This window comes from Pectobacterium versatile (assembly GCF_003932035.1).
GTDB lineage: Bacteria > Pseudomonadota > Gammaproteobacteria > Enterobacterales > Enterobacteriaceae > Pectobacterium > Pectobacterium versatile.
Window position 1 is genome coordinate 2563033 of sequence record NZ_CP034276.1, and the last position, 22450, is coordinate 2585482.

The following is a 22450-nucleotide window of genomic DNA, read 5'->3' on the forward strand; positions in this document are numbered from 1 at the left end:
AACCATTTGACGTTGCCGCTTTTTTTACTGTGGCAACGTCAATTTTATCCTCTCTTTTCCGCCCCATCCGTGATATTTCCTATTTTGTTATTCTGCGGCTTATCTCTGTTGTCCAAAACGATTCCATTGCGGTACTCTTGAATGACAGGCTGTGGAGTAACAGCTGTTTGGAGGAGCTATGGCAAAGTATCAGAACTTACTGGTAGCTATTGACCCAAATCAGGATGACCAACCAGCGCTGCGTCGGGCGGTTTACCTGGTTCAGCGACTTGGCGGCCGTATCAAGGCATTTCTGCCGATTTATGATTTCTCTTATGAAATGACAACCCTGCTTTCTCCCGATGAGCGGGTGGAAATGCGTCAGGGCGTTATTCAACAACGGACCGAGTGGATTGCGGAACAGTGCAAATACTACCTTGACGCTGGCGTTTCGATAGAAATCAAAGTGGTGTGGCACAATAAGCCTTTTGAAGCCATTATTCGGGAAGTCATTTCCGGACAACATGACCTGTTGTTGAAAATGGCACATCAGCACGATCGGCTGGAAGCGGTTATCTTTACGCCAACCGACTGGCAGCTACTGCGCAAATGCCCCTGCCCCGTGTGGATGGTGAAAGATCAGCCTTGGCCAGTCGAAGGCCGTGCGCTGGTTGCTGTCAATCTGGCTAGCGAAGACCCTTATCACGACCCACTCAATATCAAACTGGTATCGGAAACGCTGGAGCTGGCGCAGCAGGTTGATCAGACCGAGGTTCATCTGGTCGGAGCCTACCCCGTTACCCCCATCAATATCGCCATTGAACTGCCTGATTTCGATCCCAGCGTCTACAACGATGCGATTCGAGGCCAGCACCTTATCGCCATGAAATCCTTACGGCAGAAGTTCAGTCTGGATGAACGCGTGACGCACGTAGAAAAAGGGTTGCCGGAAGAAGTGATTCCCGATCTGGCGGAGCATTTGCAGGCGGGCGTCGTGGTGTTAGGCTCGCTGGGTAGAACCGGCCTTTCCGCTGCCTTTATCGGCAATACCGTCGAGCATGTGATCGATCACTTGAAGTGCGATTTACTTGCGATCAAACCCGATGATTTCGTGTCACCGATTACGTTAGAAGAGAGCGGTAACAGCTGATTGCTCGTTTCATCTCGCTCAGCACCAAATAATGCCAGCCTCAACGCTGGCATTATTTTTTGGCGATGCCACGTATCGCTATATTTGAGATGTAAAAAAGGGGCGAAATCGCCCCTTTCGTTTTCTACTTCCAGTCACGCTTACAGTGCTTTCAGAATCGCCTCAACGCTGTCTTTGGCATCGCCAAACAGCATCTGCGTGTTCTCTTTAAAGAACAACGGGTTCTGTACGCCAGCGTAACCGGTATTCATGGAACGCTTGAACACGATGACATTCTGCGCTTTCCACACTTCCAGCACTGGCATACCAGCGATTGGGCTGTGTGGATCTTCTTGCGCCGCTGGGTTAACGGTGTCATTCGCGCCAATGACCAGTACAGTATCGGTATCGGTGAAATCGTCATTAATTTCATCCATTTCCAACACGATGTCGTAAGGGACTTTTGCTTCAGCCAACAGCACGTTCATATGACCTGGTAGACGCCCTGCGACTGGGTGAATACCAAAGCGAACGTTGATGCCACGCGCACGCAGTTTTGCGGTGATGTCATGCACAGGGTACTGCGCCTGCGCGACGGCCATACCGTATCCCGGTGTGATGATGACTGAAGTTGAGTTCTTGAGTAAATCAGCCACGTCTTCCGCTGAAGCCTCACGGTATTCACCCACCTCTTCACTCTCACTAGAGGAAACGCCATCTGTACCAAAACCACCGGCAATCACGCTGATAAAGGAACGGTTCATCGCTTTACACATGATGTAAGACAGAATCGCACCAGAAGAACCCACCAGAGCACCGGTCACGATCAGCAGGTCATTGCTCAGCATGAAGCCCGCTGCCGCTGCCGCCCAACCAGAGTAGGAGTTCAGCATAGAAACGACGACTGGCATGTCCGCACCGCCAATCGATGCAACCAGGTGCCAGCCAAATACCAGTGCAATCGCTGTCATCAGAATCAGCGCCAGTACCTGCAACGCTACGCTGCCCGTATTGACGAAAACCAGCAACAGCAGGAAGGACACAACCAGCGCCGCCAGATTCATTTTATGGCGATGAGGCAGCATCAATGGCTTGGAGGAGATATTGCCACGCAGTTTACCGAACGCGATGACCGAGCCCGTGAAGGTCACAGCACCGATGAAGATACCCAGGAAGACTTCCGTTAAATGGATGTTAACCATCACCGGATCGGTAATTTCACCGTGGTCGAGGAAGCTATTAAAGCCAACTAATACCGCAGCCAAGCCCACAAAGCTGTGAAGAATCGCGACCAGTTCTGGCATTTCGGTCATTTCAACCTTACGCGCCAGATAAATACCGATTGATCCACCGATCGCCATCGCGACGATAATCCAACCCACGTTGCCAGAATCCGGTCCCAGAATCGTCGCGATCAGCGCAAGCGCCATACCGCTGATACCAAAGATGTTTCCTTGTTGCGACGTTTCGTGCTTGGACAACCCAGCCAAACTGAAAATAAAGAGAATTGCGGCAACAATGTATGCAGCAGTTACTAATCCACCAGACATGTGTTACCCCTTAGTTTTTACGGAACATTTTCAGCATGCGCTGAGTCACGGTGAAACCACCGAAAATATTGATGCTGGCGATCAATACGGCAATGAACGAGAAGAACGACACCCATCCGCCGTGGCCGATCTGCAACAATGCTCCGACAACGATAATGCCTGATATTGCGTTAGTGACTGACATTAATGGCGTGTGCAATGCGTGGCTGACATTCCAGACAACGTAATAGCCCACCACGCAGGACAGCGCAAAAACGGTAAAGTGAGACAAGAACTCTTTAGGCGCGACATCGGCCAGCCAGCCAAACAGCAGGATAGCGATTACGAGGAACGCATATTTCTTCCATGGCGACGTCGGTTTGGCAGCTTCCTTCACCACCGCAGCGGCAGGTTTTGCCTGCTGTGGCTGTGCAGAAACCTGAATCGGCGGTGCTGGCCAGGTAATTTCACCTTCTTTAATGACGGTCACACCGCGAATCACGGTATCGTCAAAATCGACGTCGATTTCGCCATTTTTCTCTTTGCAGAGTAATTTCAGCAGGTTAACTAGGTTCGTGCCGTAAAGCTGTGAAGATTGTGTCGGCAGACGGCTAGGCAAATCGGTGTAACCGATAATTTTGACGCCGTTTTCCGTCACGGTGACGCGATCGGCTACGGTCAGTTCGCAGTTCCCGCCCGTTTGCGCCGCTAAATCGACAATCACGCTGCCGGGCTTCATGCTCAGCACCATTTCTTTGGTGATCAGACGTGGCGCCGGTTTTCCAGGGATCAGGGCTGTAGTGACGATAATGTCGACTTCTTTTGCCTGAGCGGCAAACAGTTCCATTTCCGCTTTGATAAAGGCTTCGGACATGACTTTAGCATAGCCGTCGCCGCTACCCGCTTCTTCTTCAAAGTCGAGTTCGAGGAACTCAGCCCCCATGCTCTTAACCTGCTCTTTTACTTCAGGGCGGGTATCAAAAGCACGAACGATAGCGCCTAAACTACCTGCGGCACCGATCGCGGCCAAACCGGCCACGCCTGCACCGATAATCATAACCTTGGCAGGCGGAACCTTACCTGCAGCGGTAATCTGTCCGGTAAAGAAGCGGCCAAATTCGTGTGCGGCTTCAACGATGGCACGGTAACCCGCGATGTTGGCCATCGAGCTGAGCGCATCAAGTGACTGCGCGCGCGAAATACGCGGGACGGAATCCATCGCCATCACCGTCACCTGACGGGCAGCCAGCTTCGCCAGCAGCTCTGGGTTCTGCGCTGGCCAGATAAAGCTGACAACCGTACTGCCCGCGCGGGTCAGTTCGATTTCATCATCCTGCGGCGCATTCACCTTCAGGACGATATCGGCTTGCCAGACTTCCGAACTGTCAACAATCGACGCACCGACTTCTTCGAATGCCGCATCATCAAAACTTGCCAGTTTTCCCGCTTCACGTTCTATCGAGACCGTAAAACCCAGTTTCAGCAGCTGTTCAACCGTTTTCGGCGTCGCTGCTACACGGGCTTCATTGGCCAACCGCTCTCTTGGTACACCAATACGCATGCTGATACCCTTTTCGCTTATTTTTAACGAAGGTTATTATTCTCACCCTATTCTGTTATACGAATTCGCCGAGACCTACTGCACCCTGTAACCCCACATTCACGCGGTAGGAAGAGGGTCTTATCATCTTCTTACCACACGTTTTTTGAGGCGTCTCACTGTAGGCGAATTCATTTATAACGTACTGAAAATGTGATCGATGATCCATAAATAAAATGAATTTCACAGAAAAGCCGAGTTATCACAGGTTCTGTCAGCCTTTCTTGGTCGAAAATCATGGTCTTCTCTGCCTTTTGTAGCATTATTACAGAAGTATTTTTCTGGGATGTTTCACAAAAACGATGTGTTACAAGGTTGTTAATGCGATAATTTGTATAAATATCCCTTATGATGTCAAAACAATCATTAACCGTTATTATTAGCACTTTTCTTGTTCCAAGCCGAAGTATCACGGCTTTTTAGCCCGCTGAAAATGCTAAAGCACAAGAATTTATTCCGTGCGATAATCAGCCCTATTCCGTTACAGGTTGATTGCTATACCTTAAATAATTCGAGTGGCAGGAAGGCGAAAGGATTTTTTATGAAGCTGAAGACTACTGTTATTGCATCCACATTGTTGTTATCACTCTCGGCATTTTCAGCGCAGGCTGCACAGGAACTTACGCCTGAGCAGGCAGAATCCCTGCAACCCTTTGAACGAATTACGTTTAAAGGACGTTTTAACGCGATCAATGAAGCGGTAGCCGCAGCCTCAAAACGCGCCGACAAGCTGGGTGCAGAGTCGTTTTATGTACAAGCGATGGATGACGCTAATTCGAGCGGCAACTGGAATGTTACGGTCGACCTGTATCGCAAAGATGCACCAAAAGCGAATCAAGACACCCAATTCCGCACATTCTACGGCGTGAAAGAGCTGCCGAAAGATGTGGCTTACGGGCTGGAACCGTATGACACGGTAACCGTTGGTGGATTTTTCCGTAGTCAGCCGGACGTAAATGACGCCATTGCGAAAGCAGCAAAAGAGAAAAATGCCGATTCGTTCTACATCGTCCGTCAGGTCGATGTGAACTCGAATAGTGCCAACCAGAAAGTCACTGCATACATTTATAAAGCCGATGCGCCGAAGCGCCAGACCCAGAGCACGGACGTGATTCCAGCGGATTCTGATGCAGGCCGCGCCGCGTTGGCTGCAGGTGGTGCAGAAGCTGCTAAAGTGGAAATCCCAGGTGTCGCCAACTCCGGCAGCCCTAGCCGCAACGTAGGTAATTTCTTCGAAACACAATCGTCAAAAGGTGGGCGTTACACGGTAACATTATCTGATGGCACCCAAATTCAGGAACTGAACAACGCCACGGCAGCGCAGATGGTGCCTTTCGATTCGGTTAAATTCCGCGGCAACTACACCAACATGACACAGGTGTCCGAAGCCGTTGCTAAACGCGCGGGCGAGAAAGGTGCCAAGTACTACCACATCACCAGACAGTGGGAAGGTAAAGGCAACAACCTCACGATCAGCGCCGATCTTTATAAATAACAGTCATCATGCTGTCTGTGTCGTAGAAAACGCCGAACGTTATAAACACAAAAACCCGCGATATCGCGGGTTTTTTTATGACGAGCTTCCTGCCCGCCACTCTGCTGGTCGTCGCAAGCGACGTTGAAAAACGTTCCCTACGTTTTTTACGTCAGCAAGTAATCTACTGTGAGTATGGTTACTTGCTGGTATCCAGTTCTGGGAAGTTTTTCACCAGATCGTCAATCGCTTTGATCTGTTGCAGGAACGGTTCCAGCTTATCCAGCGGCAGCGCAGACGGGCCATCACACTTCGCATTCGCAGGATCCGGATGAGCTTCAATGAATAGCCCCGCCAGACCGACGGCCATACCGGCACGCGCCAGTTCAGTGACCTGTCCACGACGGCCACCAGACGCCGCACCAAACGGGTCGCGGCACTGCAACGCATGCGTCACGTCAAAAATCACTGGCGCACCGTTGGACGCGTGCTTCATGACATTGAAACCCAGCATATCGACAACCAGATTGTCGTAACCGAAGTTGCTACCGCGATCGCACAGAATCACCTGATCGTTGCCACCTTCGATAAATTTATCGACGATGTTACCCATTTGCCCCGGGCTGACGAACTGCGGTTTTTTCACGTTGATTACCGCACCGGTTTTCGCCATCGCTTCCACAAGATCGGTTTGGCGTGCCAAAAACGCAGGAAGCTGGATCACATCAACCACATCGGCAACAGGCTGTGCCTGATGCGATTCATGCACGTCAGTGATAATTTTTACGCCAAAGGTCTGTTTCAGTTCCTGGAAGATTTTCATCCCTTCTTCCAGACCGGGACCGCGGTAAGAGTGAATCGAGGAGCGGTTAGCCTTATCGAATGACGCCTTGAACACGTAAGGAATGCCCAACTTCTGCGTGACCGTGACGTAATGCTCACAAATGCGCATCGCCAGATCGCGTGATTCAAGAACATTCATGCCGCCAAACAGCACAAAAGGCAGATCGTTGGCGACTGGGATATCCCCTATCTTGACCACTTTATTCGTCATACTTTTACCTTCATGTCGGGAAATAAATTAACGTAGCATTACTGCAAAACGGTTTCTTAATGTAAGACCGTTTTTTTTAATGCAAGACAATCTGTTTCTGCTCTATCGAGTGAATCTGCACTTTTATCATTTCACTCACCGGATCTTCCGGGCACTGTTCAACGAAATAGTTGAGATCGGACAGCGCAATATGGTCGCAATCCAGTTGAGCATAAATCAGGCCGCGATCGCGGATTTCATAGGGATCATCCGGGTCAAACTGCAGCACCGCTTCGCTGGCTCTCAGCGCCAGCTCCATCTGTTTCTCTTCCATCAGGGCGACTTTCAGCGTGTCGAGCATCTTACGCACGATCAGGACATTCTCGGCTTCATCCAGATCTTCATCCAGCAGGCGAGTTGACGGGCCAATATTACCTTTAAGCCACACTTCCAGCACATGCTCGCTCAGCGTATCGCCATTTAGCGGATTGATCAGCCACATCTCTTCATCAAGCCAGTCAGCGCGCAGAATCAACTGCGTCGGGAAAATCACCGGCATCAGCGGCAGACCGAGTTCATTGGCGATATGCAGAAAGATGATACCCAGCGACACGGGCAGGCCCTGACGAGATTCAAGCACCTGATCCAGCCACAGCGCATCAGAGAGGCGATAAACGCCGCCCGCACCACCGAATCCCCAGGTGTGATAAAACAGCTCAATCAGTTTTTCAAGCTGAAGATCTTGCTCAAGACCGTCAGGAATAGCGGCTCGGGCGCTCTCAACCAGCTGTTGCAGATTTTGCCGCACATCCTGAGCGGGAAAGTCGCGGCGAATCGCCTGTGAAACCAACACGACACCGTCACTTAGCAGTGACTGGTTGAATTCAAAATCAGCAATAGCACTCATAATTATTCCATCAGCAACGGTGACTGCGTCAGTGCCAACAGCACGACCACACCAAAGCATATTAAAGCAGATACAAACGCCAGCCAGCGAACGTTCTGACTACGGGGGCGTTTCCCCAAGGCGATAGCGCCAAGAAGGATATAAATGATAACGCCAAACAGTTTTTCCGTCAGCCAGCTTTGCTCGGGAGTAAACGGATACGTATGGCTGAGAACGATTAAACCAATACCGCTGATTAATAACAAGGTGTCGTTAATATGCGGCAGGATTTTCACCCAGCGCTGTTGCAGCATAGCGGATTGCTGGCACAGCCAAAAAAAACGAATCACAAACAGGGAAATACTGATACCAACCGTTGCCAGATGCAGATATATCGTGGCTGGGTAAAGAGTTATCACGTCCATTGCTCCTAATAAATTGGGGTATCCAACCAGCGTCCTAACGACACGCGGTCATTGCCACCATAGTCCTGACAGGTTTCTATTTGTGTAAATCCTCGGGCCTGCAATAGCTGACGCACCGCGTCAGCCTGCTGCCAGCCATGTTCCAGCAGCAGCCAGGCACCGTCGTCTAAATAATGCGGAGCGGATTCAATAATCGTGCGTAAATCCGCCAGTCCGTTGTCGGCGGCAATCAGTGCGCTGGCAGGTTCAAAACGGACATCTCCCTGCGACAGATGCACATCATCCGCATCGATATACGGTGGGTTACTGGCGATAAGCGCAAAGCGCGTGTGATCAAGCGGTGAATACCAACTTCCTGACAGGAAACTCGCGTTGTCGAGCCCCAATTGCTGGGCATTTTTTGTCGCTAACGTAACGGCATCCGGTTGAACATCAACGCCAGTCACCCGACAATCACGCCGTTCGCTCGCCAGCGCCAGCGCGATCGCGCCGGTTCCGGTGCCCAGATCCAGCACGGCACACGGCGTTTGAGGCAAGCGTAGCAAGGCTTGTTCGACCAGACATTCGGTATCAGGTCGAGGAATCAGCGTGGCGGGCGAAACAGCCAGCGACAGTGACCAGAACTCGCGCACGCCGATCAAATAAGCGATGGGTTCTCCCTGTTCACGACGCGCCAGCAGTTCAGTTAATTGCTGCTGTTCAGGCGCGTTCAGCTCAATTTCACCAAACGCCAGCAGGAACGTGCGGGACTTACCAGTCACAAAGCCCAGCAAAATCTCCGCATCTCGCTTCGGGCTTTCTCCCGCCACGAGCTGTGCCGTGGCCGAGATTAACCAATCCTGATACGTCATTATTCCTGCTCGGACAACGCAGCAAGCTGATCGGCCTGGTATTCCTGCACGACTGGTTGAATCAGCGTGTCCAGTTTCCCTTCCATGACTTCATCCAGCCGGTAAAGTGTCAGGTTAATGCGGTGATCGGTCACCCTTCCCTGCGGGAAATTGTAAGTACGAATACGGTCAGAGCGATCGCCGCTGCCGAGCAGGTTACGGCGGGTTGACGCTTCTTCCAACTGACGTTTCTGCACTTCTGCGGCACGAATACGCGCCCCCAACACCGATAGCGCTTTGGCTTTGTTTTTGTGCTGTGAACGCTCATCCTGACACTCCACGACAATACCGGTTGGCAAGTGGGTAATACGGATGGCGGAATCGGTGGTGTTAACGTGCTGACCGCCCGCGCCAGAAGAGCGGAAGGTATCAATGCGCAAATCCGCTGGGTTGATGTCCGGCATCTCCGCTTCCGGCACTTCCGCCATAACGGCGACCGTACAGGCCGAGGTATGAATGCGCCCTTGAGATTCAGTCGCAGGAACACGCTGAACGCGATGGCCACCGGATTCAAACTTGAGCTGGCCGTAAACACCATCACCAGAGATTTTGGCGATAACTTCTTTATAGCCGCCATGTTCACCATCGCTGGCGCTCACCACCTCAACACGCCAACGGCGTGCTTCAGCATAACGGCTATACATACGGAACAGATCGCCGGCAAAGATTGCCGCTTCGTCACCGCCGGTTCCGGCGCGTACTTCCAGAAAACAGCCGCGCTCATCGTCGGGATCTTTCGGCAACAACAACACCTGAAGCTGCTGCTCCAGTGCTTCAATCGTCGCTTTGCTTTCCTTCAGCTCTTCCTGTGCCATATCGCGCATTTCAGGATCGTCCAGCATCATTTCTGCGGTTTGCTGATCCTCTTGCGCCTGCTGCCATTGCTGGAAACAGCGGGTAATATCAGTGAGCTGCGCATATTCTCGCGACAACGCGCGAAAGCGATCCATATCAGCGATGACGCTGGGCTCACCGAGTAACGCCTGGACTTCTTCATGGCGTTCTTGTAACGCTTCCAGTTTAGCAACAATAGAAGGCTTCATGCGGGCGGTTAAATCCTGTAATAGAGATGAATGCTAGTCCAGCCCAAGGCTGTCACGTAAAATTTGTAACCGGTGTTGGTCGCCGTCACGAGCGGCTTGCTGAAGGGATTTGGTCGGCGCGTGAATCAGACGGTTGGTTAAACGGTGTGTCAGTTCCTGAATCACCGCTTCAACGTCATTGCCTTGTTGAATGGCAGCCAGCGCCTTGGCCGTCATTTCCGCACGCAATTCATCGGCCTGAGCACGATAATCACGAATGGTCTCCACCGCGGACTGCGCACGCAGCCACGCCATGAAGTCGGAGCTTTCCTGCTGCACGATAGATTCAGCCTGTACCGCCGCCGCTTTGCGCTGCGCGAGGTTATGTTGAATGATCGCATGCAGATCGTCCACGCTGTAGAGATAAACGTTAGGTAATTTGCCAACTTCCGGCTCAATATCACGCGGTACCGCAATATCTACCATCAGCATTGGCTGATTCCGTCTCGCTTTCAGCGTCCGTTCCATCATCCCTTTTCCGATAATCGGCAGTGTACTTGCCGTTGAACTGATCACGATATCAGCATGGACGAGCTGTTCGTCCAGCTCTGCCAGCGTGATGACTTCTGCACCGACTTCCGTTGCCAGCGCCTGCGCGCGTTCACGGGTGCGGTTCGCGATCACCATTTTCTGCACTTTGTGTTCGCGAAGATAGCGAGCGACCAGTTCAATGGTTTCTCCGGCACCAACCAGCAGCACCGTGACATCTGACAGTGATTCAAAAATCTGCCGCGCCAGCGTACAGGCGGCAAATGCCACCGACACCGCACTGGCACCGATATCCGTTTCTGTACGAACCCGCTTGGCAACGGTAAAAGATTTCTGAAACAGCCGCTCCAGCTCGCTGGACAAGGAATGACCACGCTGTGATTCGGCAAACGCCTTCTTCACCTGCCCCAAAATCTGCGGTTCGCCTAACACCAAAGAATCCAGACCGCTGGCAACGCGCATCAAATGGCTAACGGCGGCATTATCCTGATGCCAGTACAGGCTGCCGTTGACTTCTTCCGGGCGCAATTGATGATATTCACACAGCCAGCGAATCAGTTGCTCACGCTGGTTTTCCTGTTCGTCAACGCTAAGGTAGAGTTCCGTACGATTGCAGGTAGACAGCACAACGCCGCCCTGCACCAGCGGTTGCTGTAGCAGACTGTCGAGGGCCACGCCGAGTTTATCTGGTGAGAACACAACGCGTTCACGCAGAGAAACCGGTGCGGTTTTGTGATTAATACCAAGCGCAAGCAGGGTCATTAGGCTGTTTCTGAGTAATACCGGTCTTAGTATGGATTTCGTTTGAATCGCATTCTACTTGATGCAGGAGAGCAAGAAAAGCGACAGCACGCGATACACCTCGTCTGAGGTATACACTTTTTGACAAAAAACAATAAACGCCATTAACGAATAACAATCATTGACGCTGAGCAGTAAGCCCGTTAGCGTGACGTATTTCACGGACTTTGTTCATTTACAGGATACGACCGACATGCCAACCAAAACCGTCCGATGCCTGCGTTTACTGCCTTTAGCCAGCATATTGCTCGCTGCCTGTAGCGTTAATCAACCGACTCAAACGGGTAAAAGTGCCACCTCGCCAGAGTGGCAACAGCACCAGCAAAAGGTCCAGCAGCTCAGCCAATATCAGACGCGCGGCGCTTTTGCCTATATCTCCGATAGTAAAAGAGTATCAGCCAATTTCTTCTGGCAGGACACACCGCCGCAGCGTTATCGGCTGCTGTTGACCAACCCGCTCGGCAGCACCGAATTAGAACTGCGAGCCCAACCTGACGGCGTGCAAATCACCGACAATCAGGGCAAGCGTTACGTGGGTAAGGATGCCGAATACATGATTCAGCAACTGACTGGCATGGCGATCCCACTGAACAATCTGCGCCAGTGGATTCTCGGCATCCCAGGCGACGCGACCGAATTCACGCTGGATGAACGCTACCTGCTGAAAACCATCACCTATCGCCAAGGCAATCAAAACTGGAATGTCAGCTATCAGAGCTACAACACTGAGCTGACACCTCCGCTGCCAACCAGTCTGGAGCTGGTACAGGGTGAACAGCGTATTAAGCTGAAGATGAATAACTGGATGGTTAAATAAGCGATGCAACCGACGGTTATCGAGACATGGCCTGCCCCCGCCAAACTGAACCTGTTTCTTTACATTACCGGTCAGAGAGAGGACGGGTATCACCTGCTGCAAACGCTATTCCAGTTTCTGGATTATGGTGACACTCTGACGATTCGGCCGCGTGATGACGACCAGATTAACCTGCTTACTCCTGTCGACGGGGTAGAGAACGAGCAAAACCTGATCGTCCGCGCCGCACGCTTATTACAGCAACACTGCGAACGCCATGCACTTCGCCCTGCCCAGTTCGGCGCAGACATCAGTATCGATAAGTGCCTGCCAATGGGTGGCGGGCTGGGCGGCGGATCATCCAATGCAGCTACCGTTTTGGTCGCTCTCAACCATTTGTGGCAAAGCGGGCTGAACGTTGATACGTTGGCCGAACTGGGCCTGCAATTAGGTGCGGATGTACCCGTCTTTGTTCGTGGGCATGCCGCCTTTGCCGAGGGTATCGGCGAACAGTTAACACCTGCAAATCCGCCAGAGAAATGGTATCTGGTCGCCCACCCTGGTGTTAGTATCGCCACGCCGTTGATTTTTGGCGATCCTGAGTTGATGCGGAATTCGCCAATTCGTGATTTAGAAACTTTATTAAACCAGACCTTCGTCAATGATTGTGAAGCTATCGCAAGAAAACGTTTTCGTGAGGTTGAACAGCTACTTTCATGGCTGCTAGAATATGCCCCGGCGCGCCTGACTGGAACGGGGGCTTGTGTGTTTGCAGAGTTTGACACCGAGTTCGCAGCCCGTCAGGTGCTTGACCAGGCCCCGGAATGGTTAAACGGTTTCGTCGCAAGAGGTGTTAATATCTCTCCGCTACAACGTACGCTTTCTGGGCAACGTTAGGTTTTGCCACACACCGGCTGCCACGCGGCCAGTCTGTAGCAAACTTAATTCATACACCCGTATGCATGTTGTACCTGTTGTTTTTCCTTGCTTGGCAGGTGCAATATTTCTCTGGACGCAAGCCTGAGGTTCTTCTCGTGCCTGATATGAAGCTTTTTGCTGGTAACGCCATCCCGGAACTAGCACAACGTATTGCCAACCGTTTGTACACTAGCCTTGGCGACGCCGCTGTCGGTCGTTTTAGCGATGGCGAAGTCAGCGTGCAAATCAATGAAAATGTACGCGGTGGTGATATTTTCATCATCCAGTCCACCTGTGCACCCACCAATGACAACCTGATGGAACTGGTTGTGATGGTCGATGCTCTGCGTCGCGCTTCCGCGGGACGTATTACCGCCGTTATCCCCTACTTCGGCTATGCCCGTCAGGATCGTCGCGTGCGTTCCGCACGTGTGCCAATCACCGCGAAAGTCGTTGCTGACTTCCTGTCCAGCGTGGGTGTTGACCGTGTTCTGACTGTTGATCTGCACGCTGAGCAGATTCAGGGTTTCTTCGATGTCCCGGTAGATAACGTATTCGGTAGCCCGATCCTGCTGGAAGATATGTTGCAACAGAATCTGGAAAACCCGATCGTGGTTTCTCCTGATATCGGTGGCGTTGTGCGTGCTCGCGCAATCGCTAAACTGCTGAACGATACCGACATGGCGATCATTGACAAGCGCCGTCCGCGTGCCAACGTTTCTCAGGTGATGCACATCATCGGTGACGTCGCTGGCCGTGACTGTGTGCTGGTTGACGATATGATCGACACCGGTGGCACGCTGTGCAAAGCGGCGGAAGCGCTGAAGGAACGTGGGGCTAAACGTGTATTCGCGTATGCCACACACCCGATCTTCTCAGGCAATGCTTACGAGAACATCAAGAACTCTGTAATTGATGAAGTGATTGTCTGCGATACCATTCCGCTGGCGGAAAACATTCGTTCACTGCCGAATGTTCGTACGCTGACGCTGTCCGGGATGTTGGCCGAAGCGATTCGTCGTATCAGCAACGAAGAATCCATTTCTGCGATGTTTGAACATTAATCGCCGCTGATCGGATAACCGATCACAAACGATAATGATGGAGCCACCTGTAACAAGGTGGCTTTCTTATTTCTATACACGTCATACTTCACGTTGCATGTGCGTTGGCTTCGTTCACTCACCCGAATCACTTACTTGAGTAAGCTCATCGGGATGAAATGAGAGACATCCTGTCTCTCACCGAAGGCCAGCCTTTGGCTGGTCAAATTCGTTCCCGACGAATTTGTCCTTCCCTTGCCGCCTGCCTGAAACTCGAATTATTTAGTGTATACCACTATAAAAAACAAAAAACCGCCATAGCGAGGCTACAGCGGCTCTATTGTTCAATGTACATAACGCCTATGACTTCATTAACGGTTATGGATGACGCTGGCGGCGGCAACGCTTATCAAAGTGCTTAACCCACCAATAACGGTCTGCAACTTCTTCACGCCCGCTAATACGCGCCCCCGCCAACCAAAATATTGCGCCAGAAAAAATACTGACCAGATCAATGTAAGTCATATATTCAGGAACATTCAGTTTCGGGAACTGGCTGGCGATAGAAAAACCGATGCCGCCAATCATCATGATCATCCCGATACCCATCAATACATTACCTAGTACTGTCACGTTCTTGCGTTTCATCTGCCACCTCCAGATTAATTCTGTGGATGAATCGGAGTGCCATTACTGTTTACTGTCTTATTATTGATGTAATTATAGACAATAATATACTTAGATGATTGCGGGAGGGATCACAGATAAGGGGAATGATTAATATTTTTTTACGTTTAAACAAACAAATAGACAAAAATCCGAATAATCACACCACTAAATAAATAACAATGTTTTCACATTCCAACACCGATATACCCTAAATAATTCGAGTTGCAGGAAGGCGGCAACGCAGTGAATCCCCAGGAGCTTACTCAAGTAAGTGACTGGGGTGAGCGAGGAAAGCCAACGCACGTGCAGCTTGAAGTATGACGTGTATATTTGGCTATACCTCATGCGGTGTGTAAACTAGCGTTCTCATTATCACACTACCCTGCGTAAGTTTAAGCACGTAATCTGGAATATACCGTGAGCAGCATTAAATTAATTGTCGGCCTGGCTAATCCTGGCGCGGAATATGCCGCCACTCGTCATAATGCGGGTGCCTGGTTTGTCGATCGTCTGGCGGACGCTTACCGTCAGCCGCTGAAAGAAGAAAGCAAATTTTTTGGTTACACCTCTCGCCTGAATCTGGCTGGGCAAGATGTACGCCTGCTGGTTCCCACCACGTTCATGAACCTGAGCGGCAAAGCCGTCGCGGCAATGGCCACTTTCTACCGAATCCAACCTGATGAAATTCTGGTTGCGCATGATGAACTGGATTTATTACCGGGAATTGCCAAACTTAAGTTGGGCGGCGGACACGGCGGCCATAACGGTCTGAAAGACATCATCAGTAAATTGGGCAACAACCCGAACTTCCATCGTTTACGCATTGGTATCGGTCATCCGGGTGATAAAAGCAAAGTGACCGGTTTTGTGCTGGGCAAACCGCCGACGAGCGAGCAGACGCTGATCGACGATGCCATTGACGAAGCCGTACGCTGCACAGAAATCCTGATGAAAGAAGACATGATCAAAGCGATGAACCGCTTGCATGCCTTCAAAGCGGCATAATCTGGTCAGAATGCGGATGGCAGATCGAGATAAATCGCCATTCCGTGTATAATCGGCCGAAATATTTCCATTCTGACAGGCAAGAGATAGTAATTGCCTGATTAATAAGTTATTTAAGGTGATATAAACATGGGATTCAAATGCGGTATCGTTGGGCTGCCTAACGTCGGTAAATCCACTCTGTTCAATGCGTTGACCAAAGCCGGCATCGAAGCGGCCAACTTCCCGTTTTGTACCATCGAGCCGAACACTGGCGTAGTGCCGATGCCCGATCCACGTCTGGACAAGCTGGCTGAGATCGTTAAGCCGCAGCGTATCCTTCCTACCACCATGGAATTTGTTGATATCGCCGGTCTGGTAAAAGGCGCGTCCAAAGGTGAAGGTTTGGGTAACCAGTTCCTGACCAACATTCGTGAAACGGAAGCCATCGGCCACGTTGTACGCTGCTTCGAAAACGACAACATTATCCACGTAAACAACAAAGTTGATCCAGCTGATGACATCGAAGTCATCAACACTGAATTAGCACTGTCTGACCTCGACACCTGCGAACGCGCCATTCATCGCGTGCAGAAGAGAGCGAAAGGCGGCGATAAAGATGCTAAAGCTGAGCTGGCCGCGCTGGAGAAATGTTTACCTCAGTTGGAAAACGCTGGCATGCTGCGCTCGCTGGATTTAAGCGATGAAGACAAAGCAGCTATCCGCTACCTGAGCTTCCTGACGCTGAAACCAACGATGTACATCGCCAACGTCAACGAAGACGGTTTCGAAAACAATCCATACCTCGATAAAGTGCGCGAAATCGCAGCCGCTGAAGGGTCTGTCGTTGTGGCCGTCTGCGCCGCCGTTGAATCCGATATTGCGGAACTGGATGATGCAGATCGTGAAGAATTCATGGCTGAGTTAGGATTAGAAGAGCCGGGCCTGAACCGCGTAATCCGCGCGGGCTATGAACTGCTGGATCTGCAAACCTACTTCACCGCTGGCGTGAAAGAAGTTCGTGCCTGGACGATCCCTGTCGGCGCCACCGCACCACAGGCCGCCGGTAAGATCCACACCGACTTCGAAAAAGGCTTCATCCGCGCACAGACTATCGCCTATGACGATTTCATCACCTACAAAGGTGAACAAGGCGCGAAAGAAGCCGGAAAAATGCGTTCAGAAGGCAAGGAATACATCGTAAAAGATGGCGACGTGATGAACTTCCTGTTCAACGTCTAAATCATTTCTGTTGTCTCATGGGATCTCATAGCATCGCATGAAGACTAACAAACCCTTTAAAATCCACGCAACTGCGTGGATTTTTGTTTTCCTGACGTCTCATTTAATCTCGCTACAGCGCAACTAAAAATGAGTACATAGGTGGGTACAATAACGGTATAAGAATCGTTATGCTCACTGGTACGCAATGGCGCACAGCAAAACTCAAAGAAAAGTGATCTCTTCCCTTTGTTCAGTACCGGCGTAAAGTAGAGTTTTCGGCCTCTCTTCTCCGTCAAAAAGAGGTCATCCGGCATGAAAAAGAGACGTTATACCGAAGAGCAGATTGCGTTTGCCCTGAAGCAGGCTGAAACCGGCATACGGGTGGAGGAGGTCTGCAGAAAGATGGGGATTTCTGAAGCCACCTTTTACATCTATAGACTACCTCCGTTTTGCAAGTATTGAATCTAGTTTTGGGTTGGCGTCCGTTACATCTGGCTGCGCGATAATATGAATACGATGGCACTTAGGTTAGCCAAAGTGGAATCGCTATCTAATGCGATTAAATAAGAAAGCTATTCATCACCATCTAAATAGCTTTCGTTATCTCATGCAATCTCTCAAATACTAAAAAATAATAAGATACAATATCTTTAATTTTCCCCTTAAAGAATGAATACCGTTTTTTACCCTAACACTGGCGTACGTGTTTCTTTTGGTAGTTCCGGTTTCAATCGTTCTGGCGCAATTTGGCAAACCATACCTGCGATAAGCCCCATCATTGACTCTTTATGAAATGGCTCCCATTGCCCTATTTCATCCACTATTGCTATTACATCACCAAGTGCATAAGGCTGCGAAAAATAGACACGTTCGAATACCGCTCTTTCAAGAGAGTCGCAATTGATGACGTTAATAGCACGGGAACTCGCGACATAAATATCGGGGTTTTTACCGATCTTTTTACTTTCAGTATAATTATTGATCGTATATAGCCGACGAAGACGGTTATTACCCTGATAGGATGAGACATTACGCAAGTCCGCAAAGGTCAGAACTTGCTCATCGCTCATAATTTTTATCACTCCTGCTGGAGGGTTACTTACATTTTCTTTCTTCAGTTGGCTGTGGCTGGTGCAGCCAGCCAGCAAAGCTAATACTGCAAATAGCCCAAAAGACTTAATCATTTTTCGTTCCCTATCAAGTCAGGGCGAAGAGGCAGTAAAATCTCATCAGTCACACTACCTTGTACCGAGCAGAGTAATTGTGCTTTACCCCCGCTGTCACTTAACAAGGCAAGTTTTTCCACACTTCCTTTCGCTGGAGCAATACCGCTTGCAGCACCAGAGTTAAGTTTCCACATCTGGTCTCCGGGGCGTTTTATCATAGGATTAGCGAAATACTCATCTCCCGCTTTTTGCCAATTTACTTTGGATAAAGCAGCAGCAACCTCTGCGGCTGAACCATCAATAATCAAGCCCCAGAAGTAGTATTTTCCCATTTCATCTAAATCATTCTGACGCATGAAATAGCCAGAAAACACTAAGTTGTCAGATTTTACTGGCTGGGAAAACCAGATAATGTCTCCTCCATTTTTGGGAGGGACAAACCAGGCATGGTGTTTATTATCAGTCTTCAGAAGGGCAGAACCGATGAATGTTTTCTGCTGGACATAAAGTTCGCTGAAGAAACGGTTATCACAATGCAATAAACTTTCCTGGAGAGATTCTGCCTGTACTGACCCCATCACACTTAATGTCAGAAAGGTGAGAGGAAAAACCACACGTCTCATAAAACATCCTTATCATTTAAATAAAATCATAACGCTAAATCAATTTCTACGTTATTTTAAATACCAGAACATGCAAGTATATTGACGGAGATCGTGAAAAACGAGCATATAATGACATCACCATCTTTGTAGCAAAATGCTAAAAATTTACTATGGTCTATACCGCACAGTTTCTCGATACTGAAATTTATCCTGAAAGCACCATTCTCAGGATTGATATCAATCCGTTTCCTCATGGTGCCAAGCAGCGACAGAGCGTACTCATCTGCAAGCATGACGAACCCATCATCATTCTCTGTATTTACGTTGAGATTGATGATAACGGTTATCTACTCGAGCAGTGCTTTCGCGATCTTCTTCTTAACGAAAATAAGATTGCATTATTGTATGGTCAGCATGTTCACCTATTCGACACCGTATCGCATGAAGTAAAAAGCATACATTTACACGATTATGTCGGTCATCTTTATCCAGTCCCAGACATCACCTCTGGCGTGCTCGGCAGCACCTTTCTTGTCACAACGTTTTTATACACATTTCTCATTAACGTAGACTCTGGAATCATCTGGCAATCAAAGCAATGTGCTATCGATGTCGTGATTATTAATGAGATTCAGAATAATGTGATTTATGGTTCGGGTGAATGGGACCCACCAGGTGGATGGGAACCATTCTGCCTATCACTCAGCACGGGTCATTTCATTAAGACCACCGAATGGTGAAACCCCACACTATGTCCGCTGCGCGGTACTCGCACCTGCTGGCTGCTCACGCAGCACGCGAACGCTGGCATTGACCGCCGAAGGTGAAAAATTCCTTGAGCGCTGTCGCCGTATTCTGAGCGAGGTCGAAGCTGCTGAACTCGAAATGACGCAGGCCAGCGAGACGCCACACGGTAAATTGCGCGTCAGCCTGCCCAGACACAGCAGCCTGTTCGAGCCTGTCATCGCAGATTTTATGCGGCGCTATCCGGCGGTAGAACTGGATCTGGATTTCTCCGACCGTCTGGTGGATGTCATTGGTGATAGTTTTGATGCCGCTGTACGCACCGGAACCCTGGCGGATTCAGGACTCAAGCGCCGTCAGTTGGGCACGTTCCGCCGCGTGCTGGTCGGTGCGCCAGAATATTTTAAGGAACACGGGCAGCCACAGCATCCGATAGATCTTCAGACGCATATCTGCCTACATTACCGCTTTCCCAGCTCCGGCCGCCTCGAACCGTGGCCGCTCCCGCTAACAGCAGAGGAAAATACCTACGACCTTCCACTCTCGCTAGTCTGCAACAGCATAGAAATGCGCATCCATCTGGCCCGACAGGCCCAAGGCATTGCCTGCCTGCCAGATTTCAGCGTGGCGAAATACCTGCGTGATGGCCGATTGCAGACCATCCTTGATGACTTCACTCAAAATAGCAGCCCAATGTGGATTCTCTGGCCGGCCAGTCGCGACCTGTCTCCCAAACTCCGGGCATTCATTGACTGCCTGAGTGAGAAAACGTTTGGTTAATAGCGCTCCGTGGCGGAGGAATGCGAGCTTTACTCTCGTTTCGCCCCGCTACCACCACTGACTAAACGTCTGCTGCGGATTATCAACCTGAACGCGTTCGCCAATGCGGGGTGTCATCAGTCGCCAGTCTTGGTTTTCGCTGGCTTGCGCAATACGTTCCAACGGATCGTTCCAGCGGTGGTGCGCTAGCTTAAATTTGCTGTTATGGCTCGGCAATACCGCTTTAGCCTGCAAATCACTGGCCGCCTGCGCGCTCTCTTCCGGCGTCATATGCACGTGTGGCCAGTCCCGATCGTATTGCCCGCATTCCAGTATCGCGATATCGAACCCGCCCAGACGCTCAGCGATCTCCTTGTAATGCGCGCCATAGCCGCTGTCCCCGCCGAGATACAGACGATACTGTGGCGTGATCAGCGCAAATGAGCCCCACAGCGTTTGGTTATGTTTGAGGAGCCGGCCAGAAAAATGCTGTGTCGGAAGCACATGGATGTCGACCCCGTTCTCTTTCAGGCAACTGAACCAGCCGCCTTCCGTAATGTCTTTCTGCGGGAAACCCCATTTTACAAAATAGGAACCTACGCCCGTTGGCGTGACGATGCGGCGGATTTTCCCGCGTAGCGCGTTCAGCGTGGGGTAATCCAGATGATCCCAGTGATCGTGGGTGATCAGCAGATAGTCGATTTCGGGAACATCGTCCGGTGAATACACATTGCTGCCCTTGAAAGCGACGTTGGTGCGCGGCACTGGCGAAGCGTTGTCGCTAAACACCGGATCCAGCAGGAACGTTTTCCCTTCCAGTTGAATAAAATAGCTGGAGTGTCCCATCCAGATGATGACGTTATCCGTTTTACTCAACTGATGCAGATTGGTTTTTTCCGACGGCAGCCGGGTATCTGGTAACGCGCCAGCGTCTTTCTCGAAAAGAAAGCGGTACAGCAGCGCGAATCGGTTCTGGCTATCGACCGTCGGGCGAGCCACTGGGTTATGAAACGCGCCATCGCGAAAGAGTGGGTTTTCCGGCTGGGGCTTGACCTCTGGTGATACATACTGCGGCTGTTTTAACCAGCCGTAAACGGCGACTACAATCACAGCCAAAACGAGTAACAAAAGCATAGCGTTTATCCGGTGTCGTTTCGTGATGAATATATTTCGTAATGAATGTCGTTTCGCCATGCCCGATTTCAGGCATCGGCCCTTTGGCACCGGCAGTTATGCACGAACGCTAAGAATCTGGCAAGGGAGAACCGGGGGATTTTTGGTGCAAAAAAAGCGAAGGTGTTCGCCTTCGCTCAGAAATGTTGATGAGAAACAGTGGTGGTCTGTCACCGCTGACGCCCATTCTGGTGCGTTAGTACGGATTACTTTTTAAGCGCCAGCATCGTTTTTCCCATCCCAACAACAAACTCATTTTGTTGCCCGATGACCTTATTCAGCGCGGCTTCATCCTGAATATTTTCGACCGTGTTGATCGCCTGTACTTCCAGCACGCGCCCTTTAATCAGCGTCGAGCACAGCGAATGCAGAACCTTATTATTCAGAATCGTTTGTAAGCAGCGAAAAGGCGTCGCATCATCAATATTTCCCGCACGCTGGTCAGGTTTGATGCGCTGGCGCAGCATCTCTTTTTCGGTACTGGCGATCACCGCATCCAGATCGCTGGGCTTGGAAGCAATCGGGACATTGCCATCTCTATCTGGCGGCAGCATGAACAATGAAACCAGCGCCTTATTGCCTGTCGCAGGGTCAACATACTCGGTCTGCACCATGTGGTTTGCCGCATCGACCACTTTTTCTCGCTGAATCATGTTCAACAGCTGCGCAGGTAATGCATCGGTAAGATCCTGCGTGGTATAGCCGACGAACAAATCTGGATCTTTTGTCTCTGCGACACCGTACAACGGCAGTACCAGTAAAAGACCCGCAATCCCTTTCTTTATCACACTGATTTTCATTATATTCCTCGACTCTTCATTGTGTGCATTCCCCTATCTCACCACTCGCTATTCTTATCACGCTGACGTCGATAGCCTCAGGCCTTTTTACCACGTTTACACGCGACAGTGCATTCTACAACGACAGGAAAGAATAGCATTTTTTATACAAAAACTTGTTGTCGGAGAATTCCTTCGCTAGAATCGCGCCGTTTACTCACCCCCAATGTGTCATGTGGAGCCCTAAAGTGCCCTTTACGTCAGCCCCCCTCT

General features: G+C 50.4%; 22 protein-coding genes and 1 pseudogene. 10 read left to right on the forward strand and 13 right to left on the reverse strand.

Features of this window, described 5'->3' with window-relative positions; translation table 11 throughout:
- Positions 1 to 178: 178 nt before the first annotated feature.
- Complete coding sequence (uspE, locus tag EIP93_RS11630) at positions 179 to 1129, forward strand: universal stress protein UspE (protein WP_103940299.1); 951 nt, start codon at positions 179 to 181, stop codon at positions 1127 to 1129.
- A 140-nt stretch (positions 1130 to 1269) separates the two neighbouring features.
- Here uspE and pntB read toward each other — a convergent pair whose 3' ends face one another.
- Positions 1270 to 2658 carry a Re/Si-specific NAD(P)(+) transhydrogenase subunit beta gene (gene pntB, locus EIP93_RS11635; protein WP_103860658.1) on the reverse strand — a complete coding sequence of 463 codons (1389 nt, stop codon included), beginning with the start codon at positions 2656 to 2658 and terminating at the stop codon, positions 1270 to 1272.
- Positions 2659 to 2668: 10 nt separating this feature from the next.
- A complete protein-coding gene (gene pntA, locus EIP93_RS11640) occupies positions 2669 to 4198 on the reverse strand; it encodes a Re/Si-specific NAD(P)(+) transhydrogenase subunit alpha (RefSeq protein ID WP_107332874.1) in 1530 nt (509 codons plus the stop codon).
- Between the two features lie 580 nt (positions 4199 to 4778).
- Here pntA and ydgH point away from each other — a divergent pair.
- Positions 4779 to 5732, forward strand: coding sequence for a DUF1471 family protein YdgH (gene ydgH, locus EIP93_RS11645; protein WP_040033295.1), 954 nt, complete (start codon positions 4779 to 4781; stop codon positions 5730 to 5732).
- A 178-nt stretch (positions 5733 to 5910) separates the two neighbouring features.
- Here the strand turns inward: ydgH and kdsA are convergent, their stop codons facing one another.
- The 6 genes from kdsA to hemA form a co-directional block, all read right to left on the reverse strand.
- Positions 5911 to 6765, reverse strand: coding sequence for a 3-deoxy-8-phosphooctulonate synthase (gene kdsA / locus EIP93_RS11650; RefSeq protein WP_039480687.1), 855 nt, complete (start codon positions 6763 to 6765; stop codon positions 5911 to 5913).
- 76 nt (positions 6766 to 6841) lie between these two features.
- Positions 6842 to 7651, reverse strand: a complete 810-nt coding sequence (sirB1, locus tag EIP93_RS11655; RefSeq protein WP_010304662.1) for an invasion regulator SirB1 — start codon at positions 7649 to 7651, stop codon at positions 6842 to 6844.
- Positions 7652 to 7653: 2 nt separating this feature from the next.
- Positions 7654 to 8055, reverse strand: a complete 402-nt coding sequence (locus tag EIP93_RS11660) for a SirB2 family protein (protein WP_103860656.1) — start codon at positions 8053 to 8055, stop codon at positions 7654 to 7656.
- Positions 8056 to 8060: 5 nt separating this feature from the next.
- Positions 8061 to 8906 carry a peptide chain release factor N(5)-glutamine methyltransferase gene (gene prmC / locus EIP93_RS11665; RefSeq protein WP_103860655.1) on the reverse strand — a complete coding sequence of 282 codons (846 nt, stop codon included), beginning with the start codon at positions 8904 to 8906 and terminating at the stop codon, positions 8061 to 8063.
- Positions 8906 to 9988, reverse strand: coding sequence for a peptide chain release factor 1 (prfA, locus tag EIP93_RS11670; protein ID WP_039489407.1), 1083 nt, complete (start codon positions 9986 to 9988; stop codon positions 8906 to 8908). Before prfA ends, prmC begins: the two co-directional genes overlap by 1 nt.
- A gap of 33 nt (positions 9989 to 10021) precedes the next feature.
- Positions 10022 to 11278, reverse strand: coding sequence for a glutamyl-tRNA reductase (gene hemA / locus EIP93_RS11675; RefSeq protein WP_010274925.1), 1257 nt, complete (start codon positions 11276 to 11278; stop codon positions 10022 to 10024).
- A 232-nt stretch (positions 11279 to 11510) separates the two neighbouring features.
- Here hemA and lolB point away from each other — a divergent pair, with 232 nt between their 5' ends.
- The 3 genes from lolB to prs all read left to right on the forward strand — a co-directional run bounded on the left by lolB (position 11511) and on the right by prs (position 14095).
- Complete coding sequence (gene lolB, locus EIP93_RS11680; protein ID WP_039473203.1) at positions 11511 to 12134, forward strand: lipoprotein insertase outer membrane protein LolB; 624 nt, start codon at positions 11511 to 11513, stop codon at positions 12132 to 12134.
- A 3-nt stretch (positions 12135 to 12137) separates the two neighbouring features.
- Positions 12138 to 13010 carry a 4-(cytidine 5'-diphospho)-2-C-methyl-D-erythritol kinase gene (gene ispE, locus EIP93_RS11685; RefSeq protein ID WP_125232729.1) on the forward strand — a complete coding sequence of 291 codons (873 nt, stop codon included), beginning with the start codon at positions 12138 to 12140 and terminating at the stop codon, positions 13008 to 13010.
- 137 nt (positions 13011 to 13147) lie between these two features.
- Complete coding sequence (gene prs / locus EIP93_RS11690) at positions 13148 to 14095, forward strand: ribose-phosphate diphosphokinase (protein WP_010274915.1); 948 nt, start codon at positions 13148 to 13150, stop codon at positions 14093 to 14095.
- A 357-nt stretch (positions 14096 to 14452) separates the two neighbouring features.
- Here prs and ychH read toward each other — a convergent pair whose 3' ends face one another.
- On the reverse strand, positions 14453 to 14722 hold the full coding sequence (gene ychH, locus EIP93_RS11700) for a stress-induced protein YchH (RefSeq protein WP_029368994.1): 270 nt from the start codon (positions 14720 to 14722) through the stop codon (positions 14453 to 14455).
- Between the two features lie 438 nt (positions 14723 to 15160).
- Here ychH and pth point away from each other — a divergent pair, with 438 nt between their 5' ends.
- From pth to EIP93_RS11715, 3 genes and pseudogenes are all read left to right on the forward strand, one after another.
- Positions 15161 to 15748, forward strand: a complete 588-nt coding sequence (gene pth, locus EIP93_RS11705) for an aminoacyl-tRNA hydrolase (RefSeq protein WP_010274897.1) — start codon at positions 15161 to 15163, stop codon at positions 15746 to 15748.
- Between the two features lie 129 nt (positions 15749 to 15877).
- A complete protein-coding gene (ychF, locus tag EIP93_RS11710) occupies positions 15878 to 16969 on the forward strand; it encodes a redox-regulated ATPase YchF (RefSeq protein ID WP_039489396.1) in 1092 nt (363 codons plus the stop codon).
- A gap of 294 nt (positions 16970 to 17263) precedes the next feature.
- Positions 17264 to 17389 (forward strand): annotated as a pseudogene (locus EIP93_RS11715) (transposase); the annotation flags it as partial.
- A 245-nt stretch (positions 17390 to 17634) separates the two neighbouring features.
- Here the strand turns inward: EIP93_RS11715 and EIP93_RS11720 are convergent.
- Positions 17635 to 18135 carry a surface-adhesin E family protein gene (locus EIP93_RS11720; protein ID WP_103940291.1) on the reverse strand — a complete coding sequence of 167 codons (501 nt, stop codon included), beginning with the start codon at positions 18133 to 18135 and terminating at the stop codon, positions 17635 to 17637.
- Positions 18132 to 18740, reverse strand: coding sequence for a hypothetical protein (locus EIP93_RS11725; RefSeq protein WP_125232730.1), 609 nt, complete (start codon positions 18738 to 18740; stop codon positions 18132 to 18134). The genes EIP93_RS11720 and EIP93_RS11725 overlap by 4 nt, the downstream gene beginning before the upstream one ends.
- A 152-nt stretch (positions 18741 to 18892) precedes the next feature.
- Between EIP93_RS11725 and EIP93_RS11730 the strand changes: the two genes are divergently transcribed.
- The gene (locus EIP93_RS11730) at positions 18893 to 19462 is read left to right on the forward strand and encodes a hypothetical protein (RefSeq protein WP_125232731.1); all 570 of its coding nucleotides are present in this window, start codon (positions 18893 to 18895) and stop codon (positions 19460 to 19462) included.
- A complete protein-coding gene (locus EIP93_RS11735) occupies positions 19398 to 20246 on the forward strand; it encodes a LysR family transcriptional regulator (protein ID WP_241229552.1) in 849 nt (282 codons plus the stop codon). The genes EIP93_RS11730 and EIP93_RS11735 overlap by 65 nt, the downstream gene beginning before the upstream one ends.
- A 48-nt stretch (positions 20247 to 20294) precedes the next feature.
- Here the strand turns inward: EIP93_RS11735 and EIP93_RS11740 are convergent, their stop codons facing one another.
- Both EIP93_RS11740 and EIP93_RS11745 read right to left on the reverse strand, forming a co-directional pair.
- Positions 20295 to 21359, reverse strand: coding sequence for an MBL fold metallo-hydrolase (locus tag EIP93_RS11740; protein ID WP_103183288.1), 1065 nt, complete (start codon positions 21357 to 21359; stop codon positions 20295 to 20297).
- Positions 21360 to 21604: 245 nt separating this feature from the next.
- The gene (locus EIP93_RS11745) at positions 21605 to 22198 is read right to left on the reverse strand and encodes a hypothetical protein (protein ID WP_125232732.1); all 594 of its coding nucleotides are present in this window, start codon (positions 22196 to 22198) and stop codon (positions 21605 to 21607) included.
- Between the last annotated feature and the right edge of the window lie 252 nt (positions 22199 to 22450).

Excerpts from the sequence above, each read along its gene's own strand:
- pntA (WP_107332874.1), bottom strand. The coding sequence starts at position 4,198 with ATGCGTATTGGTGTACCAAGAGAGCGGTTGGCCAATGAAGCCCGTGTA.
- EIP93_RS11730 (WP_125232731.1), top strand. The coding sequence starts at position 18,893 with ATGGTCTATACCGCACAGTTTCTCGATACTGAAATTTATCCTGAAAGC.
- EIP93_RS11725 (WP_125232730.1), bottom strand. The coding sequence starts at position 18,740 with ATGAGACGTGTGGTTTTTCCTCTCACCTTTCTGACATTAAGTGTGATG.
- kdsA (WP_039480687.1), bottom strand. The coding sequence starts at position 6,765 with ATGACGAATAAAGTGGTCAAGATAGGGGATATCCCAGTCGCCAACGAT.
- pntB (WP_103860658.1), bottom strand. The coding sequence starts at position 2,658 with ATGTCTGGTGGATTAGTAACTGCTGCATACATTGTTGCCGCAATTCTC.
- EIP93_RS11660 (WP_103860656.1), bottom strand. The coding sequence starts at position 8,055 with ATGGACGTGATAACTCTTTACCCAGCCACGATATATCTGCATCTGGCA.
- ydgH (WP_040033295.1), top strand. The coding sequence starts at position 4,779 with ATGAAGCTGAAGACTACTGTTATTGCATCCACATTGTTGTTATCACTC.
- ychF (WP_039489396.1), top strand. The coding sequence starts at position 15,878 with ATGGGATTCAAATGCGGTATCGTTGGGCTGCCTAACGTCGGTAAATCC.
- ychH (WP_029368994.1), bottom strand. The coding sequence starts at position 14,722 with ATGAAACGCAAGAACGTGACAGTACTAGGTAATGTATTGATGGGTATC.
- EIP93_RS11740 (WP_103183288.1), bottom strand. The coding sequence starts at position 21,359 with ATGCTTTTGTTACTCGTTTTGGCTGTGATTGTAGTCGCCGTTTACGGC.
- lolB (WP_039473203.1), top strand. The coding sequence starts at position 11,511 with ATGCCAACCAAAACCGTCCGATGCCTGCGTTTACTGCCTTTAGCCAGC.
- sirB1 (WP_010304662.1), bottom strand. The coding sequence starts at position 7,651 with ATGAGTGCTATTGCTGATTTTGAATTCAACCAGTCACTGCTAAGTGAC.
- EIP93_RS11745 (WP_125232732.1), bottom strand. The coding sequence starts at position 22,198 with ATGAAAATCAGTGTGATAAAGAAAGGGATTGCGGGTCTTTTACTGGTA.
- EIP93_RS11720 (WP_103940291.1), bottom strand. The coding sequence starts at position 18,135 with ATGATTAAGTCTTTTGGGCTATTTGCAGTATTAGCTTTGCTGGCTGGC.
- uspE (WP_103940299.1), top strand. The coding sequence starts at position 179 with ATGGCAAAGTATCAGAACTTACTGGTAGCTATTGACCCAAATCAGGAT.
- prmC (WP_103860655.1), bottom strand. The coding sequence starts at position 8,906 with ATGACGTATCAGGATTGGTTAATCTCGGCCACGGCACAGCTCGTGGCG.
- ispE (WP_125232729.1), top strand. The coding sequence starts at position 12,138 with ATGCAACCGACGGTTATCGAGACATGGCCTGCCCCCGCCAAACTGAAC.
- prfA (WP_039489407.1), bottom strand. The coding sequence starts at position 9,988 with ATGAAGCCTTCTATTGTTGCTAAACTGGAAGCGTTACAAGAACGCCAT.
- hemA (WP_010274925.1), bottom strand. The coding sequence starts at position 11,278 with ATGACCCTGCTTGCGCTTGGTATTAATCACAAAACCGCACCGGTTTCT.